General features: G+C 44.9%; 13 protein-coding genes and 1 pseudogene. 2 read left to right on the top strand and 12 right to left on the bottom strand.

Features of this window, described 5'->3' with window-relative positions; all coding sequences use genetic code 11:
* Positions 1-29: 29 nt before the first annotated feature.
* Positions 30-328: pseudogene (locus tag NYE72_RS20005) on the bottom strand (phosphotransferase); the annotation flags it as partial.
* 304 nt (positions 329-632) lie between these two features.
* Here NYE72_RS20005 and NYE72_RS20010 point away from each other — a divergent pair.
* A complete protein-coding gene (locus NYE72_RS20010; RefSeq protein WP_036689003.1) occupies positions 633-980 on the top strand; it encodes a PadR family transcriptional regulator in 348 nt (115 codons plus the stop codon).
* The gene (locus tag NYE72_RS20015; protein WP_038572325.1) at positions 967-1,962 is read left to right on the top strand and encodes a hypothetical protein; all 996 of its coding nucleotides are present in this window, start codon (positions 967-969) and stop codon (positions 1,960-1,962) included. The genes NYE72_RS20010 and NYE72_RS20015 overlap by 14 nt, the downstream gene beginning before the upstream one ends.
* Before the next feature lie 382 nt (positions 1,963-2,344).
* Here the strand turns inward: NYE72_RS20015 and NYE72_RS20020 are convergent, their stop codons facing one another.
* From NYE72_RS20020 to NYE72_RS20070, 11 genes are all read right to left on the bottom strand, one after another.
* The gene (locus NYE72_RS20020) at positions 2,345-3,622 is read right to left on the bottom strand and encodes an alpha-L-fucosidase (protein WP_038572328.1); all 1,278 of its coding nucleotides are present in this window, start codon (positions 3,620-3,622) and stop codon (positions 2,345-2,347) included.
* 48 nt (positions 3,623-3,670) lie between these two features.
* The gene (locus tag NYE72_RS20025; protein ID WP_038572332.1) at positions 3,671-4,621 is read right to left on the bottom strand and encodes an ROK family protein; all 951 of its coding nucleotides are present in this window, start codon (positions 4,619-4,621) and stop codon (positions 3,671-3,673) included.
* A 28-nt stretch (positions 4,622-4,649) separates the two neighbouring features.
* Positions 4,650-5,342 carry a copper homeostasis protein CutC gene (locus NYE72_RS20030; RefSeq protein WP_038572334.1) on the bottom strand — a complete coding sequence of 231 codons (693 nt, stop codon included), beginning with the start codon at positions 5,340-5,342 and terminating at the stop codon, positions 4,650-4,652.
* A 23-nt stretch (positions 5,343-5,365) separates the two neighbouring features.
* Positions 5,366-6,805, bottom strand: coding sequence for a leucyl aminopeptidase family protein (locus NYE72_RS20035; protein WP_339210332.1), 1,440 nt, complete (start codon positions 6,803-6,805; stop codon positions 5,366-5,368).
* Positions 6,806-6,846: 41 nt separating this feature from the next.
* Positions 6,847-7,839 (bottom strand): dipeptide ABC transporter ATP-binding protein, encoded by a 993-nt coding sequence (locus NYE72_RS20040; RefSeq protein WP_094903192.1) that lies wholly within the window; start codon positions 7,837-7,839, stop codon positions 6,847-6,849.
* The gene (locus NYE72_RS20045; RefSeq protein ID WP_038572340.1) at positions 7,836-8,837 is read right to left on the bottom strand and encodes an ABC transporter ATP-binding protein; all 1,002 of its coding nucleotides are present in this window, start codon (positions 8,835-8,837) and stop codon (positions 7,836-7,838) included. Before NYE72_RS20045 ends, NYE72_RS20040 begins: the two co-directional genes overlap by 4 nt.
* A 13-nt stretch (positions 8,838-8,850) precedes the next feature.
* Positions 8,851-9,762, bottom strand: coding sequence for an ABC transporter permease subunit (locus tag NYE72_RS20050; RefSeq protein WP_036689021.1), 912 nt, complete (start codon positions 9,760-9,762; stop codon positions 8,851-8,853).
* Between the two features lie 66 nt (positions 9,763-9,828).
* A complete protein-coding gene (locus tag NYE72_RS20055; RefSeq protein WP_036689023.1) occupies positions 9,829-10,752 on the bottom strand; it encodes an ABC transporter permease subunit in 924 nt (307 codons plus the stop codon).
* Positions 10,753-10,864: 112 nt separating this feature from the next.
* Positions 10,865-12,469 (bottom strand): glutathione ABC transporter substrate-binding protein, encoded by a 1,605-nt coding sequence (locus tag NYE72_RS20060; protein ID WP_036689025.1) that lies wholly within the window; start codon positions 12,467-12,469, stop codon positions 10,865-10,867.
* An 89-nt stretch (positions 12,470-12,558) separates the two neighbouring features.
* Positions 12,559-13,563 (bottom strand): asparaginase, encoded by a 1,005-nt coding sequence (locus NYE72_RS20065; RefSeq protein WP_036689028.1) that lies wholly within the window; start codon positions 13,561-13,563, stop codon positions 12,559-12,561.
* Positions 13,564-13,591: 28 nt separating this feature from the next.
* Positions 13,592-14,749, bottom strand: coding sequence for an ROK family transcriptional regulator (locus tag NYE72_RS20070; RefSeq protein ID WP_076147498.1), 1,158 nt, complete (start codon positions 14,747-14,749; stop codon positions 13,592-13,594).
* Positions 14,750-14,989 lie beyond the last annotated feature (240 nt).

Raw genomic sequence — 14,989 nt, forward strand, 5'->3', positions numbered from 1 at the left:
TAACTTGCCAAATACCACTTCGGTATATAAAGCCTAAAGAAAAGATCTGGAACATCATGATTAAAATACCCATGGATTCGGCCCGATGCGAACTCTGGACTCGTTAGTGCACACCAAAAATGCGATTAAATTCCTCCCAAGGATCACCATAATCAAATCTATTAAGATCAATAATTCCAAGTTCCCTCGACTTCGTAATGATCATATTCCCTACATGATAGTCGCCGTGTTGAAAAGTCTGCGGCCGCCCCTCCAATAAGTAACGATTCGACTCCACAAACTCAATGACCTGCTCTGCTCCCTTTAGAACAATGCCGAATGTTTGATATTTCGTGAGTACTTATCGATCTTCCACCCCAAACTAAAGAGGTCATTTCACAACCTCCTTTTAATCAAACTGCTTCACAAAATAGAAAAATTTTCTTATTTATTTCTTAGAAGATTATTTTATTCAATTGATGTTGGAACAACAATAGTGTATGATGCATAGTATAGATCGAATACTGTATGACACATAGTAAGTATAAGCGGCTTCGACGTCCTCTCAAGGACAACAAGCGTTTAAACCAAAAATATAAGAACAATTTATAAGAGATTATAAATCCTTATATTTTAAATAATGAGGTGGGTGAATGAGTACTTTATTAAATTCTTTAATCACAGAGCTTAGAAGAGGTACGTTAACGCTAGCCGTTTTAAGTCAATTACGAACACCCCAGTATGGATATTCGCTCGTTCAATTGTTGGAGGAATCCAGCATCATCATCGATCAAAGCACCTTATATCCATTACTTCGCCGATTAGAGAAACAGGAATTAGTGACGAGCAGCTGGGACACATCCGAGAGCAGACCCCGTAAGTATTATGTTCTAAGTGACTATGGCGTAGAGATTTTTTTACAGCTAAAGGAAGAATGGCTTAAGAATTCGAAAGAACTCTACGGCCTATTACAAGGGGAGGATGACCATGAAGCTAATTGAGATTTACATTCATGAAGTTACTCGGAGGTTACCGGAACAAAATCGGGAAGACATCGCATTAGAATTACGATCAACCATCGAGGATATGTTACCGGATGATTATGACGAAAAAGAGGTAAAGGCCGTCCTTGAAAAATTGGGCAATCCAGCTATTTTAGCTAGTGAGTACCGCGATCAGCCCATGTATCTCATCGGCCCACGCTATTTCGATTTATATGTTACGTTATTAAAAATGATTATACCAATCGCTGTAGTTGTTTCTTTAATCGCTCTGGTTGCTGATTACTTGATTGGCTACAGCGGCGATAAAACAGTTGCGGATATTGTTACTGCAGTTATAAGTACAGGAATTGGAACCTTCCTTGAAGTAGGAATCCAAGTCTTTTTTTGGATAACTGTTGTGTTCGCTATTATCGAACGGGCGGATAAAGGAAAGGAAGGGCATCCGCTTACTACAAAATTAAGGAAATGGACTCCTGATGATTTGAAGGATATCGCGCTTGTCCATAAGAAAAAAGCAATTACAAGCTTCGAAGTGTTCGGAAGTTTACTGTGGACTGCCATTTGGGCTACTGTTTATTTTAATGCTGAACACCTGATCAGAGTCTATAGAGGCGGTGAAGGCGCACTTAACTTCGTAGCCCCAGCTTTTAATCAGCATGTGTTACTTGATTATTGGCCTATTATTCTTATTGTGATCGGATTAGAAGTCGCATTAACTATATATAAATTAATCAAGAGACAATGGACTAGAGAATTAGCATTATGTAATACGGTCCTCGAGCTCATTGTACTTATTGTATTCGCTGTTATCCTTATAAATCCGAATGTATTTAACCAAGAATTCATTAACTACATGTCTAATTTATTAACTACTACAGCTAACCAATTTGAAACGGGGCTAGTAGGTGGAGGTATAGCAGTCTTGATTTTAGTTGCGGTCCTCAATATATATGAAGGCTTCCGCAAGGCTCGCCTCTAGTATTCGCAGAGCGGTGATTCTCCTGTTATTTGGAGAATTGCCGCTTTGTTTTCTGACTCGTTGAATGCCTGCTTAAAATGCTTCAACAGTATTGTCACCCTCTAAGAGTTACGGACCCAGATGACTTAATTTGCACATTTTCTGCCTTTGGAACAGGGCTTCGGACTCCAATGACGTTATTCCCTCGAAAGAGCTCCATATCGGGGTGTTTCAAGGCAATAGCGGCTATGCGGTCCGTTGGCATCCCAAACGTGCGATATTTCTGGGTTTAGTGTCATCTGTGTCCGATAGGTGTTTCGTATGTGCAAATGTTAGCGAAGAATACGAAAAAAAGGAGTTGTCCCATAAGCCATGAATGGCTGCTAGGACAACTCCTTCTGATTTAATTAAATAGTTCAAGCTCGATAACCGTATCCATCTCATCAGGTAACATCGCGCCTTTTAATGTAATAAACGCTCCACCGTCAACATCCGAATATTCCTCAGCCATCCACGGCGCCTCCACCTTTAGCTCGGTACCATCACGTAGTAATCTGGCCTTTTTAATCTTCCCTTTCAAGCCTTGGAAATAGATCGGGCCAATTCCACGGTCGTAAACGTGCGCATATAACTTATTGCCCTTTTGCGTATAACGTCCCCACTCTGGCTTAGGTAACAAAGACTTCCCGCATCCATAAATACTGTCTCCATTAAGGCGCATCCACTCCCCAACTTCGTCAAGGATAACCAGTGATTCCCGTGTCATTTCACCTTTAGCATCTGGTCCAACATTGAGGAGCAGGTTACCATTCTTACTGATACATTCGACCATCGTACGGATGACTTGCTTGGTTGATTTATAATTCTTATCCTCGGAATGATAACCCCAGTTGTCATTAAGGGTAATGCAGGCTTCCCAAGGGATGGATTGGCCGTTTACGTCAACAATGCCGCCAGGTGGAATGATCTGCTCGGGGGAGAAGAAATCTCCAGCATATTCCTCAGATTCTGCCGCACGAATATTGCCACCTAATCGATTGTCGATAATAATATCAGGTTGTATGGAACGAATCATCCGGATAAGCTCCGTCGCCTTCCACTTCTCCCCTGTCATATTATCGTAGGAGAAGTCAAACCACATAATGTCGATTTTACCGTAATTGGTGAGCAGTTCCTTTACTTGCCCATGCATATACTCCAAGTATCTATCGAAATCAATCGGCTTATCTTTAGCCGCTTCGTTATCCCGATCAGGATGTGCCTTATCTCCATATCCGGGATAATCCTCATGGTGCCAGTCTATGATAGAGTAATATAGACCTACTGCAATCCCTTCAGCCCGGAAAGCGTCTACATATTCCCGCACTAGATCACGCCCAGCGGGCGTATTAGTGGCTTTGAAATCAGTCAGCTTACTATCGAACAGACAGAACCCGTCATGATGTTTGGTCGTAAGAACAGCGTATTTCTGACCCGCAGCTTTTGCTGCACTTGCCCATTTCTTCGGATCATATCGAGAGGCGTCAAATTCATCGAAATACGTCATGTAATGCTCTCTACTCATCCGCTCGTTACCGCGTATCCATTCCCCTCTAGCAGGAATTGAATATAATCCCCAATGGATAAACATCCCGAACCTATCCTGTAAGAACCATTTCGTTCTTTCTTCTCTTGCACCCATCTCTCCAACTCCTCGTTAATGAAAGCTATAATCAATCTTTCACTCCACCTAAGCGGTATGAAATAATGCTGCGGCTCCAATTAAACCTACATCGTCTTTGAGAGCGGCAGGTTCAATTGTAAAAGTACCCTTATATGGATCCATGACAAATTGCTCCGTCTTCTCCACCAGTGCAGGGAATAACAAATCTCCAGCCTTACTCACGCCTCCACCGATCACGATCCGATCAGGATTGAACGTATGAACTGCATTGGCTAGACCTAGTGCCATATAATGAATACTGCGGTCAATAACCTCGACGGCCACGGCATCGTTAAGTGCCATGGCTTCAAATACGTGCCGCGAAGTAATTTTTTCTCCATTTATATTAGCCAGTTCCGTAATCATCGACGGTCTGCCCTCCATACTTCGCAGCGCCATATCCCGAATCGCTGTGCCCGAAGCGAAAACTTCCCAGCAGCCGAATCTTCCACAGCTACATTCCGTTCCGTTCGGGTCAATAATATTATGACCTAGTTCACCAGCAAATGAATTTTTGCCAAGAAGCAGCTTGCCGTCAATGACGATACCTGCTCCAATCCCTGTGCTAAAGGTAACATAAACCATGTTGTCTGCACCTTTGCCAGCTCCTCGGACATACTCACCCCAAGCCGCAGCGTTCGCATCATTCACTACCTTTACTTCAACGCCTAGCTCCGACTCCATCCAGTGCTTCAGCGGAACATTATCCCATTCCGGAAGATTGGTGCCGTGAATAACGATCCCGTCCTGGCTATTTACAGCTCCGGGAGAAGCCAGCCCCACTCCAGTGAGTGGTCGTCCTTCGGATACGGAGCGGATCATATCGATCATTCGCTGCACCACTTCTTTAGCGGTACGTGCCCCAGCCGTTTCCATCAGTTCCCGTTTCAACACGGTCCCCTTTGAATCGAACAATGCTGCGGCAATTTTTGTGCCTCCTAAATCGATTCCAACTACGTAGCTCTCAACCTTCTGCATAACCCATTCACCTTTTCACTATCTATTATTAGCCGTTAGAATGAATACTCTCTGCTAACGCCCGTAAGGCTGCTGGATCGATTGGCGACAAAGCGTCTTTATCATAACGAACAGCCGACCCAAAATGCACTTCTGTTACTCCAGTCTGATGTATAAATGAAGTAATACCTTCCGGCTTCAAACCGCTTCCAGCCAGTATACTTACCGTTTTACCTCTTGATTCCTCGACTAGCTTCCGCATAGCAGGAATAGCTTCTGGTGCCGGACCTGGCCCAGCAGAAGTGAGTACACGCGTAATTTGCGGATACTTACAAAGCGTTCGATAACCTTCTATTTGATCCTTCAACTCATCAAAAGCACGGTGGAAGGTTACTTGCAATCCATCGGTCAACGGCAATAATGTTTCAAGCGCTCGCTCGTCGATAGTCCCTTCCGGTGTTAACGCACCAATCACAATCCCCGCCGCTCCGCTGGCTGCAATTTGCTTTATCTCTGCTGCCATGGTCAAAATGTCATACTTTGAATAGCAAAAAGAACGGCTGTGCGGGCGAACCATAACAAACGCAGGAATGCTAACCGATTTAGCAACTTGTTGCACCAATCCTATCCCTGGTGTTAGACCGCCTTCCGTAATCGCAGTAATGAGCTCCAGGCGGTCAGCCCCGTTCGCTTCGGCTGTAAGAGCATCGTCCATACAGGTAGCGATGACTTCCAATCTCATAACTTTCCTCCACTCTTCCGTTGTTATTGTTGTGCCTGTTTCATGACATAATCAGCGAGCAATCGAGCACCATAGCCCGTTGCTCCAGCTTCTGAATACCCCACATCCTGCTTGTACTGAACCGTCCCAGCCATATCAATATGAACCCAGCTCAGCGATTCCGCTACAAAACGCCGTATAAAAAGCGCTGCTGTAATCGCACCTGCAAAAGGTGAAGTACTAACATTACGTAGATCAGCGTAATTGCTTCGAAGATCGACTTCATATTCATCCATAAGCGGCATGGGCCACAGTCGCTCACCATTGCGCTCACCGATTTCGACGAGGTTCTGCGTCATCTCTCCATCACCCCATATGCCGGCGATACCTAATCCTAGCGCTGCGCCAACATTTCCAGTAAGTGTTGCAATATCGATGACCTTAGTTGCCCCGATATTTGCTGCATGAATAAGCGCATCCGCGATAATAAGCCGCCCCTCGCCATCCGTATTTGCAACCTGAACCGTCAGCCCATTAGGATAGCGTATAACAGACGATGGCAGCATCGCTTCAGCATCTGGTACGTTATCAACAACTGGGATCAATACGGTCACATTTACATGAGCTTGATTCCGTACTAAAATATCCAGCGCCCCAATAACAGCTGCTGCACCACCCATATCCATACGTGCATCGCTGATATCACTTGCGGTCTTAACATTCATCCCACCCAAATCGAAGGTAACACCTTTACCCACCAATGCCAGCATTGGCAATTCAGGGTTACTCTCATAGCGAATTTCAACGAGGGCTGGGGAGTGTTTACTGCCTGCTCCAACCGCCAGCAACCCATTCATCTGTAGGTCAACCAGCTCCTGCCCCCGGTAAACATGAACTTTCACTGCTGCGTTATCACGCTCGAAATATTCGACCATCCATTCTGCGAACCGATCCGGATTTAGAGTCCCGGGCACCTCATTCACCAGATCGCGAGCAACCACTGCTCCTTCAGCGCGTATGCGGCCAGTACTTAGTACAACTTCCAGTTCAAGCTTAGTCAGCTCAGGCCAATCGGCTGTCTGGAGCAGCAAATCAACTGAATTGTCTATTTTAGTAACGCCACGATAGGTTTGGAAACGATATAATCCGAGAAGCCAGCCTTCAATCCATGCTTGCAGCTCATCCGCAGCGGAAATATCACTTTCTGCTGTCCTACGAACAAATGAAGCGAAATTCAGCCCTTCTCTTAGAGCTAAGCGGGCGGCAGATCCCGCTGCTCGACGAATTTTCTCAAGCGTAAGAGCCTTGCGTTTTCCCATTCCAACAGCTAACACATCGGACTCTTCCTCAGAACGAGCATATAACCATGTCACACTGCCACTCTGTTTGTGAGCTTCTCCCAGCCGAAGAGGAAAAGGCTCCTCTTCATAGGCTAAGTAGATAAGCATATCCGCCCCATTAGCAGAATCGAACAAGATATTCATAGCTGTCCCTTCTTTTCCGTAAAGTGTACTCACATTTAAAATTATCGTTCTAGTTTCAACATTTCTTCATCAAACAGATGACAAGCGAGCTCATGACCTGGTTCAACTTCCCGGAATACAGGCACATGTTGCTTACAGATCTCCATACAGGAAGGGCATCTTGTATGAAAGCGACAGCCCGTCGGCGGATCAACGGGACTTGGAAGGTCACCTTTTAGAATAATGCGTTCCTTCTTCAAGCTTGGATCGGGCACGGGAACTGAAGATAGCAGCGCTTGGGTGTAAGGATGCAAGGGACGGTCATACAATGTATCCTTATCAGCCGTCTCCACAAGGGAACCCAGATACATGACCCCAATTCGATCACTAATATGCTCGACCACACTAAGATCATGAGAGATGAATAAATAGGTCAGGCCATATTCCTCCTGCAAGTCCTGTAACAGATTCAACACTTGGGACTGAATCGATACATCTAGTGCTGACACGGGTTCATCCGCCACGATTAGACTAGGGCGCACTGACAAAGCCCGGGCAATCCCAATCCGTTGCCGCTGTCCACCGCTGAACTCAAACGCAAATCGCTCAGCGTGCAAACTGTTCAATCCAACGGTCTCCAGCAGTTCGCAAGCTAGCTTATCCCGCTCTTTGGAGGACAGCTTTGTATGAATAAGCAGGGGTTCGGCGACAAGATCCTTCACCTTCATGCGTGGATTAAGTGAAGCGTAAGGGTCTTGAAACACCATCTGCATATCTTTGCGCAGAGGCCGCATTTGGTTATCTGAGATATGACTAATATTTTGCCCCTTAAACCACACTTCTCCATGATTGGGTTCCAGTAAGCGAGTCACTAGTCTGCCCGTAGTCGATTTCCCACAGCCACTTTCACCTACAAGGCTGAACGTTTCTCCTTTACGAATGGCGAATGAAATCCCATCAACGGCGTGCAAATATTTAGTCGTTCCGAAGAAGCCCTTCTTCACAGAAAACAACTTCTTCAAACCCTTAACTTCAATTAGTGGAGTCTCTTTCATAAACATCCCGCTCCTTCCGTGTCCTCCTGCTGTGTAAGCCAACAACGGCTTTTGCGCTCTAGTCCCTCAATCGGAAGTAGCTCAGGTTCGTGCGACAGACAGCGCTCCATGGCAAAGTCGCAGCGAGGCGCAAACTTACAGCCGGCAGGCATTTGTGAAAGGTCTGGCACATTCCCTTTTATAGACTCCAAGCGATGTACGTTCTGGCGCAGCTTAGGTACCGATTGAATCAATCCCTTGGTATACGGATGCTGCGGTCTGGCAAACAGCTCCTGAACAGAGGCTTCCTCCACCACACGACCTGCATACATAACAACAACCCGGTCACATAATTCGGCAACTACTCCAAGATCATGGGTAATGAGCAGCATTCCCATATCCTGTTCATCTTTCAACTGCTTCATCAGATCAAGAATTTGCGCTTGAATCGTTACATCGAGTGCGGTCGTGGGTTCATCGGCAATCAACAGCTTAGGATGACAAGACATGGCCATTGCAATCATGACCCGCTGTCTCATCCCGCCGGATAGTTGATGCGGATATTCATCGATTAATTCCTCTGCGCGAGGGATACCTACAAGCCGCAACATATGAATCGCATGCTCACGAGCCTTCTTGCGTCCATAACCCAAATGCAGTCTAATCGGCTCTGTTAATTGCAGCCCAATCCGCAGCACTGGATTAAGAGAGGTCATCGGCTCCTGAAAAATCATTGCCAGATCATTTCCCCGGATTTGGCGCATCTCCTTCTCAGAAATCTTCGTCAAATCCTTTCCTTCAAAACGCACAGAACCTTCAGAAATTCTACCCGGCGTATCTTTAAGCAACCGCATGATCGATAATGAGGTTACACTTTTGCCACAACCAGATTCACCAACCAGGCCTAGCACTTCACCTTTCTTAATGGCAAAGTCTACCCCCGCAACCGCAGTAATACTTCCATCGCCGCGTTTGAACTCCGTTTTCAGCCCTTGTACATCCAGCAAATGTTGAGTCATGTCTTGTCCCTCCTTAGTTTTTCATTTTGGGATCAAGAGCATCACGCAGTCCGTCCCCGACCAGGTTAAATGCAAGTACTGTTAAAAAGATGGCTATCCCCGGAAAATAAACGATATGTGGAGCAATACTTAAATAATCACGTCCCATACTTAACATTGCGCCCCAATCAGGCTCCGTTGTTTTTGCACCCATTCCGAGAAAGCTTAGTGATGCAGCGGCCAAGATCGCTCCGCCAATCTTCATGGATAGATTAACGATAATGCTGGGCACGGTCTCAGGAAAAATATGACGCCAAATAATCCGGCGATGCTTCGCTCCCATGGAACGAGCAGCTTCCACAAACAATGTTTCTTTCGCAGACAGCGTTACGCTCCGAATAATTCGGGCGAACGATGGAGTACCAAAGACTGCAACCGCGATAACAACATTGGATAGACCCGGACCGAGGATGGCGACGATCCCAATGGCAAGCAGCAAGTCTGGAAATGAAAATAGTACATCACTGCCACGCATAATAATCCGATCTAGCCAACCGCCATAATATCCACTTAACAGACCTAGGATGGTTCCAAGTACGCCTGCGATGAAGACGGAACTGAGACTGACAGCTAAGGTTAAGCGAGTACCATCAATCAAACGGCTTAGAATATCACGGCCATATTCGTCTGTCCCGGCCCAATGTGCAGCAGAAGGACCCGCCATAAGGGCATCGTAGTTTGGTTCATCAGGATTATACGGGGTCAGAAATGGCCCGAAAATTGCAATTAGGAATAGCAATATAATAAAAAATGCGGCCACAAGGGGCATCTTTTGTTTACTGAACTTACGTAAAAAAACACCCATACGGCCTTTTGTTTTCTCCGGGGCCAGTACCTCTCCGGGTAATGGAGATTTTGCTCCCATCACCGCCGAATTGTCACTCATGATATCCCTCCTGATCCTAAATTCACCCTATAAATCTATTGAAATTCTGCTTCTTAGTCGCACTAGCTACTGAGAAAACCTTATTTTCGGATTAAGTACGCCATACAATAAATCTACTAATAGATTGATAAGAATAAATTGTGTAGCAAACAGAAGCAGTAAGGCTTGAATGACTGTATAATCCCGGAACAAAATGGAGTCTACTAGCAGCCTGCCAAGACCCGGAATACTGAATACCGTCTCAACCATTACAGAGCCGCCGAGCAGGAACCCAAACTGAAGTCCAGCTACGGTAACCACCTGAATCAAAGAGTTGCGCAGCGCATGCCTGCCGATAACAACATACTCGCGTAAGCCTTTTGCACGTCCTGTACGGATATAATCCTCCCGAAGGGTCTCCAGCATAGATGACCTAGAATAACGGGCCAACATAGACATAATTCCCATCCCAAGTGTAATGGAAGGAAGAATATAGGACTTCCAGGAATCAACACCACCTGTTGGAAACCAACCAAGCTCTACCGAGAAAATTTGAATGAGTACCAAGCCTAACCAAAATCCAGGAATAGACATCCCTGAAATAGCTGTCAACGTCCCTAAATGATCTGGCCACCGATTGCGATAAACGGCTGAAACCACGCCAATTAGAAGACCAATAATTAGAGCCCAGGCCATACTGAGAAAAGTCAGCCACAACGTTGGCATTACTCTGCTTTCTAGCATGTCGGTAACCGGGATCCCTGAACGGATCGAATTGCCCAGATTCCCACTTAGCAGATCACCCATGTAGTTTATGTATTGCTTCCACAAAGGCAGATTGAGACCCAGCTGCTCCTGAATTCCACGAATCTCTTCAAGTGTGGCATCTTTACCGGCAATAAGTCGGGCTGGATCGCCTGGGATTAAGTGAATAAACAAAAAGACAAGCACCGATACAATGAACAACAGCGGAATAACCCCGAGGAGTCTTTGTAAAGCATATCTACCCAACTCATAAGCCCCCTTCAGTATTGACAAATGATTTAGTGAGGCCGCTTCCCACCATACTACAGAAGCGGCCTCGTTCATTTCTTGGGATATTAAACCTAACGTTTGTTTAGCATTATTTCACTTCTGCATTCAGGACATTAATGGAACCATCGGGGAAGACCTTAACTCCTTCCAGATACGATCTTTTGCCTGAGATGATTTGGTCGACGCCCATGAATGCCCATGGAGCATCTTCCCATATTGTTTTTTGAATATTGCCATAAATGGATTTAGCCGCTTCTGGATCAACAGATTTATTCGCCTCAGCGATCCACTTGTCTACATTTTCATTTTTATAATAAGCTGTATTTGAGCCAGCAGGCGGGAACATTTCACTACTGAACAACCCTCTGGTTGCACCATCTGCATCACCTGAAGACGGAGACCAGCTGACATACCACATTTGAATTTTTGCTTCTTCTGGCGTCTTAGCAGAGTTAATTTGGTCGGACAATGTGCCGCCTTCCATGGATTTCACGTCTACCTTAATCCCTACAAGTGCTAGCTGTTGCTGAATAAATTGCATACCCTTCATAGTTTCGGATTCATTTTCACCCCAAATTTCGGTTTCGAATCCATCAGGATATCCTGCCTCAGCAAGCAATTGTTTAGCTTTTTCAATGTCATAGTCATAACCTGTTTGTGGGGAATAGTATTGTGTTTTGGAAGACATCGTGGAATCAAGCTTAGCGCCAAGACCCGATTTCACAACTTTGATATAAGCTTCTTTATTGATAGCATAGTTAATGGCTTGACGAACCTTCACATCATCAAAAGGTTTTTTCATCGTATTTAACGTTACATAACGAACAATTGTCGAATCGATGGTATCTACAGTAATTCCTTCAAGACCTTCAACCTCAGATACTTGCTCCGTTGGCATTGGATAAATGAAATCTGCCTCGCCGGTTTTTAGCATGGCTATCCGTGATCCATTCTCTGGAACAGGTCTAAAGGTCACACTATCCACTTTTGGCAACCCAGCTTGCCAGTAGTCAGGGTTCTTAACGACAACCAAGCGGTCGCCTTGCACCCATTCTTTGAACTTAAATGGTCCCGTTCCTACAGGATTTTTCGAAATATCGGCGCCATTTTCTTCTAAAGCTTTCGGACTAATAATAGGTGCCATAGCTACTTTATTTAAAAATGCGTTGTACGGCTCGCTGAGTGTAATAACCACGGTTTTAGCATCAGGAGTCTCCACTTTCGCTACCTTTGCGAAGCTTTTGCGCAGTCTTAGATTGTTCTTCTCATCTTGAATACGGGCGATGTTTACTTTAACCGCTTCAGCATTAAAGTCAGTACCGTCTTGGAATTTAACATTCTCTTGCAGTGTGAACGTGTAGACCAACCCGTCTTCACTTATGGAATGGCTTGCGGCAAGAACAGGAACTACGTTCATATTCTCGTCAAAACCCATCAGACCTTCGTACATCGTTCTGGCAGCGCTGATTGAATGCGTATCGCTTGCGTTATGAGGGTCCAGCGTAATAAAGTTAGAATTGATGGCAATTACAATGTCTTTATCATTCTTTGTAGTTGGGGTGCTAGTTTCAGTTCCACCAGCAGTATTGCCTTTTTGTCCCTCGTTGCTCGCTTTGTTGCCGCACCCTGCAGTCACTACTACTGTAATAAGCAGCAGCATGAACATTGACCATACTTTTCCTTTTGCTTTCATTTTTTACACTCCCCTATTCAAACGATGTATTAGAAAAGCTTCTAGTCCGATTAATTACCAAACTTGAAGATTATTCTTGACCTTATGCTCTAGATCTCCCATTGAAATACAGCACGGCGTTCGCCGACCACAGTACCGCCATCATTAACAATCGTGTTAGGCACAAGTGCATATAAGCGATCAATTGTGTCTTGATTGCTGTAACCAATACGTTCTAGAATCGATGCGATAATACATGGCCAGACTTGTTCTGATCCGTCGGATACCTTCAGTGATATACCCATTCGTTCCTTACGGAGTCCGATACCGTATACCCCTTTTGCTCCACCTTTAGCTGTCAGATTGTCATCCTTCAGGAGCTCTGAGCATACAAATTTCGTGTCAGCAATCATAACCGGGTTATCGTTCATAAGTTTTGCAATGGCAGCGGCTGCCTTACGTATATCCGTATCCTCAATCAAATCGGGACACGCTAGCTTTAGATAGGAATAAGCGATTTTATGAAGCGGAAGTGCGAAGATAGGAAGTCCACAGCCATCAATACCTTGCGGGATGGACGCTTTGGGAACTTCAGCGATATAAGCCATCATCTCAAGAATCTCCTGTTGTACAGGATGGTTAGGATCGTAATAAGTGTCTATATCCCAACCCATATATTTGCTAAGGCCCATTAAACCTGCATGTTTGCCTGAGCAGTTATGAAAGATTTTACGAGTTGGCTCATTTGCCCGGTGACGTTCTGCTTTGGCTTCTTCATTCAGCGGGTATGTAGAGCAGCAATGAAGTGACTCTTCTTTTAATCCCATTTTCTGAAAAAGAGCTTCAAGCGCTTCAATATGGAAGGCTTCTCCCCGGTGTGAAGCGGTAAACAGCGAAGCTTCTTTACTTGTCAAACCATATACTTCATCGATCCGGCGTTTCATTACCGGCAAAGCTTGGAATGGCTTAGCAGCAGAGCGAAGATAAGTCATATGCTCCGGATCACCTGCTTTGTACAAAATGCTGCCCTTCTCATCAACTACACTAACTGCACCATAATGCACATTCTCCAGCAGGCCTCCACGATATTCTTCTACCAATGTTGTAAATCCCATCTGTACACCCTCCCTAGCAGTAGTTAATTTAATCTAAGGCAAAAAATCGATTCTGTGATAAAAGTCCCGATCCGATAATTACACCCTTCTCATTCAGCAACGAGCGATGAATCGTAAAGGAACCACGAAGCGGCTCCCATGTAAAGCGCGAGAGGTACAGCTGCTCAACTTCTTCGTATATATCCGGGAATTTGTCCACGAGTTCTCCACTTAAAATCACGCTGTCGGGGTTATACATGCATACGACATTATTAATGGTGATGGCCATATACATGAGTGCACGGTCGATCAAGTGAATCGCCCATTGTTCTCCTGCATGTTTTGCTGCGAATAACTCCTCAATCGTACGGATCGGGCGAATCCGATTAGCTTCAGATAATAAAGAACTGATATTTATATAGGTCTGTAAACAGCCCGCTTTGCCGCACTCACACATCATTCCGTTAGGATCCACTGTCGTATGCCCAATTTCACCCGCACTGTTCATCACCCCTCGATAAATCTCTCCCTCGAGAATCATCGCAGAACCCACGCCTTGACCGAAACCCAATAATGCCGTACGGCTGGAGCCGACTGCGGCTCCTTTAAGATGTTCAGCAAGAGCCCTTACTTTCAGCTCATTGTCCACAGCGATTTCAAAACCTGTCAGCTCCTTCAAGCGTTTGGCTAACGGCACATTTTTCCATCCTAGCTGAACAGAGAAGACAACAATTCCTTCTTCGTTATTCACAATGCCGGGAAGTCCAACGCCAATACCCACGATACGTGTTCTGTCAATCACATGCAGCTGGAACAATTGCTCAATGGCTTCATGAATCCGTTCCAGCGTTTGATCCGGGCTTTCGTCTGGTGTACGGGGAAATTGACTACTGCAGATAAGCTGTCCTTGTAAATCCACAATTCCAATAGACATAAGACTGCGATCCAGTTCAACGCCAACCGATAATACAGAAGCGTCCATCATACCTATTAACGTTGATTTCCTACCTAATCCTGATGATACCTGCTCTGAATCGAGTAAATATCCTTCCTCCGTCAACTCTCCGACAATTCGACTTACAGTCGTAGGACTCATACCAGTCTGCTTAGCAATAGAAGCGCGAGAAATCGGTTGTTGATTTTTTATAATTTCGAAAACCGTTAAACGATTTTGTCGCTTCATAAAATCCTGATCGTGCTTTTTCACGGGCATTCTCCTAATTATTTTCTCCGGTGCATTAATTGGATTAATAAACCACAAAAACAAGAAAATATTTGCAAATAAAGCGCTGATAATGTATTGTTTGATTTAAATTTTAATTTAGTTTCTCCAGTGATGGGATTAATAATAAAGGGTCATGGTTTATGTGTCAATATAAATGACATATTTTTTATTTAAAAATATATGTAAGCGGTTAACTAAAGATAACCAACACAAAAACCATTA

The sequence above is a fragment of the Paenibacillus sp. FSL L8-0333 genome, from assembly GCF_037965665.1.
GTDB lineage: Bacteria > Bacillota > Bacilli > Paenibacillales > Paenibacillaceae > Paenibacillus_AQ > Paenibacillus_AQ odorifer.

Bases quoted from the DNA above. Each gene is read 5' to 3' on its own strand.
- NYE72_RS20010 (WP_036689003.1), top strand. From the start codon at position 633: ATGAGTACTTTATTAAATTCTTTAATCACAGAGCTTAGAAGAGGTACG.
- NYE72_RS20015 (WP_038572325.1), top strand. From the start codon at position 967: ATGAAGCTAATTGAGATTTACATTCATGAAGTTACTCGGAGGTTACCG.
- NYE72_RS20020 (WP_038572328.1), bottom strand. From the start codon at position 3,622: ATGGGTGCAAGAGAAGAAAGAACGAAATGGTTCTTACAGGATAGGTTC.
- NYE72_RS20025 (WP_038572332.1), bottom strand. From the start codon at position 4,621: ATGCAGAAGGTTGAGAGCTACGTAGTTGGAATCGATTTAGGAGGCACA.
- NYE72_RS20030 (WP_038572334.1), bottom strand. From the start codon at position 5,342: ATGAGATTGGAAGTCATCGCTACCTGTATGGACGATGCTCTTACAGCC.
- NYE72_RS20035 (WP_339210332.1), bottom strand. From the start codon at position 6,805: ATGAATATCTTGTTCGATTCTGCTAATGGGGCGGATATGCTTATCTAC.
- NYE72_RS20040 (WP_094903192.1), bottom strand. From the start codon at position 7,839: ATGAAAGAGACTCCACTAATTGAAGTTAAGGGTTTGAAGAAGTTGTTT.
- NYE72_RS20045 (WP_038572340.1), bottom strand. From the start codon at position 8,837: ATGACTCAACATTTGCTGGATGTACAAGGGCTGAAAACGGAGTTCAAA.
- NYE72_RS20050 (WP_036689021.1), bottom strand. From the start codon at position 9,762: ATGAGTGACAATTCGGCGGTGATGGGAGCAAAATCTCCATTACCCGGA.
- NYE72_RS20060 (WP_036689025.1), bottom strand. From the start codon at position 12,469: ATGAAAGCAAAAGGAAAAGTATGGTCAATGTTCATGCTGCTGCTTATT.
- NYE72_RS20065 (WP_036689028.1), bottom strand. From the start codon at position 13,563: ATGGGATTTACAACATTGGTAGAAGAATATCGTGGAGGCCTGCTGGAG.